Below are 2,430 nucleotides of genomic sequence, written 5' to 3'. Positions count from 1 at the left end.
GAGGGGAGGGGCGGCCGATCATCAGACCATGGTTATCCCGATCCGGTTCGCCGGGTCTAGTTCGCCGTGCGGACGTTCAGCACCCGTTCGCTGCCGCCGCGCAGGACGGTCACCTGCAGGGGCGTGCCGGCCCGCACCAGACCCATGCGGTTGCGGAAGTCGGTGGCGCTGCGCACCGGGCGCCCGTTCACCGCGGTCACCACGTCGCCGCTGCGGAACCCGGCGCGGTCGGCGGCGGACCCGCGCTCCACCTGGGCGATGACCGCCCCGGCGTCGCCGGTCAGGTTCATGCTGTCCGCCAGATCGGGGGTCAGGTCCTGGATGGAGACGCCCAGCCGGCCGCGCCGCACCTCGCCGTACTCGACCAGCTGCTCCATCACCGAGCGGACGATGCTGACCGGAACGGCGAAGCCGATGCCGACCGACCCGCCCGCCGGGCCGATGATGGCGGTGTTGATGCCGACCAGCTCCCCGTTGAAGTTCACCAGCGCGCCGCCGGAGTTGCCGGGGTTGATGGAGGCGTCGGTCTGGATGAAGTCCTCGTACCCCTCGATCTTCAGACCGCTGCGGCCGAGCGCCGAGACGATGCCGGAGGTCACCGTCTGGCCCAGCCCGAAGGGGTTGCCGATGGCGACCAGGAAATCGCCGACCTTGAGCTGGTCCGAATCGCCCCAGGGTAGGGCGGTCAGCTTCTCCGCCTCGATCTTCAGCAGCGCGATGTCGGTGGCCGCGTCGCGCCCGACCAGCTTGGCGCGCAGGCGGCGGCGGTCCTTCAGGGTGACGGCGATCTCCTGCGCGTTCTCCACCACATGGGCGTTGGTGATGACGTAGCCGCGCCGCGCGTCCACGATGACGCCGGACCCGGCGCTGACCTGCGGGCGGGCCTGCTGCTCGGGGACGTTGAAAAAGCGGCGGAAGAAGGGGTCGCGCAGCAGCGGGTTCTCGGCCTGCGGCGCCCGCGACAGGACGGCGATGTTGACGACGGCGGGGGTCACCTGCTCCAGCATCGGCGCGATGGTCGTCACCCCGGTGACCCCGGCGGGCAGGGCCGCGGCGGCGGGGGCAGGAGTCAGGCCCACGCCCGGAACGCCGATCCCCAAAAGCCCGGCCACGCACGCCGCGCTCGCAAACCGAAGCGCCGCGAACCGAAGCGTCGTCCTCATCGGCATCTTGTCCCCGTTCCTGTTGTTCCGTGCTGCGTTGGCGCGGCTGATGTGGGCGAGCGGCGCCCGAGGGTCAAGCCTGCGCACCCTTTGCCCCGCCGCGCGCCGCGCCGGAGTATAGGGCAGCGGCGGCGACGGGAGAATCCTCAATGCCGCAGCTCCGCCGCCTTCCAACTTCCGCTCCGGGGATGGACTTCCATGATTGGTTGCATGAGGCCGGGGTGCGTCATCGCGCGCCACCCATGACTTCATTAAGACTTTGTTCAGCGGGATCTGCGAGGCAGAGGTGCGCAGGATTTGTCTGAAATCCAGACCATGTCTGGTGTAACCTCAGTTTTCCCAAGACGTGCTTTCCTCCATGGCGGATTCTTAACAGCGGCCCGCCGACGGTGACGACGATGAGCGATGTTCCTCTGATGGAACTGACCGAGCATGACTACCTCCAGATGGAGGAGGCGCTGTCGCAGACCGCGCGCGGTCGCGCGTTCCTGCGCATGCGCGACCGGCGATCCCGCGTCGTCGCGGTGGACGAATTCCACCGGCTGACCGGCGCGCTGGAACAGCAGGTCAACCGGCTGCGCGGGGTGGAGCCCGGCGCCTTGCCCCGCCCGGTGCCGGGGGGCGGCATGGGTGCCGGCTTGGGGGACGGACTGCAGCTTCAGCAGGAGCTGATGTCGATCACCCAGGTGGTGCGCGAGACGCGCAGCGACATCGCCGCACTGCGCCCCGCCGACACCGGGTCGAACCGCATCGAGGCGGCGACCGGCGAGCTGGACGAGATCGTGGCGGCGACCGAGCGGGCGACCACCGACATCCTGAACGCCACGGAGAAGATCCAGGAGATCACCCAGGGCATCCCGCGCACCGATCCCGACATCGCGGAAATGGTCGACGCCATCGACGCCTGGAGCATCGAGATCATGACCGCCTGCGCCTTCCAGGACATCACCGGACAGCGCACCACCAAGGTGGTCAACACGCTGCGCTACATCGAGCAGCGCGTGAACACGATGATCGAGATCTGGGGCGTCGACCGCATCGCCACGGCCTCGGAAACCGCGGGCATGGGCGAGGGAGCGTCCCACCGCAAGCTGGGCGACACCCGGCCCGACGCCCATCTGCTGAACGGCCCGCAGCTCGGCGGGCCGGAGGTCAGTCAGGACGACATCGACGCCCTGTTCGACACCCTGGCCACGCAGATCCCCCAGGTGCTGGAACGGGCCGAGCCGGCAGAGGCGCCCGCACCGCCCCCTCCCTGTCTCTTCTC

General features: G+C 69.4%; 2 protein-coding genes. One reads left to right on the top strand and one right to left on the bottom strand.

Going from position 1 to position 2,430, the window contains the following annotated elements:
* Positions 1-56 precede the first annotated feature (56 nt).
* On the bottom strand, positions 57-1,112 hold the full coding sequence (locus tag GBZ26_RS28800; RefSeq protein WP_343207226.1) for a Do family serine endopeptidase: 1,056 nt from the start codon (positions 1,110-1,112) through the stop codon (positions 57-59).
* A 449-nt stretch (positions 1,113-1,561) separates the two neighbouring features.
* Between GBZ26_RS28800 and GBZ26_RS28795 the strand changes: the two genes are divergently transcribed.
* The coding region (locus GBZ26_RS28795) for a protein phosphatase CheZ (RefSeq protein WP_174441723.1) at positions 1,562-2,430 on the top strand (869 nt) is incomplete at its 3' end.

The organism is Azospirillum formosense (genome assembly GCF_013340925.1).
In the GTDB taxonomy this organism is placed as follows: domain Bacteria; phylum Pseudomonadota; class Alphaproteobacteria; order Azospirillales; family Azospirillaceae; genus Azospirillum; species Azospirillum formosense.
This window is presented reverse-complemented; position numbering and strand designations above follow the sequence as displayed.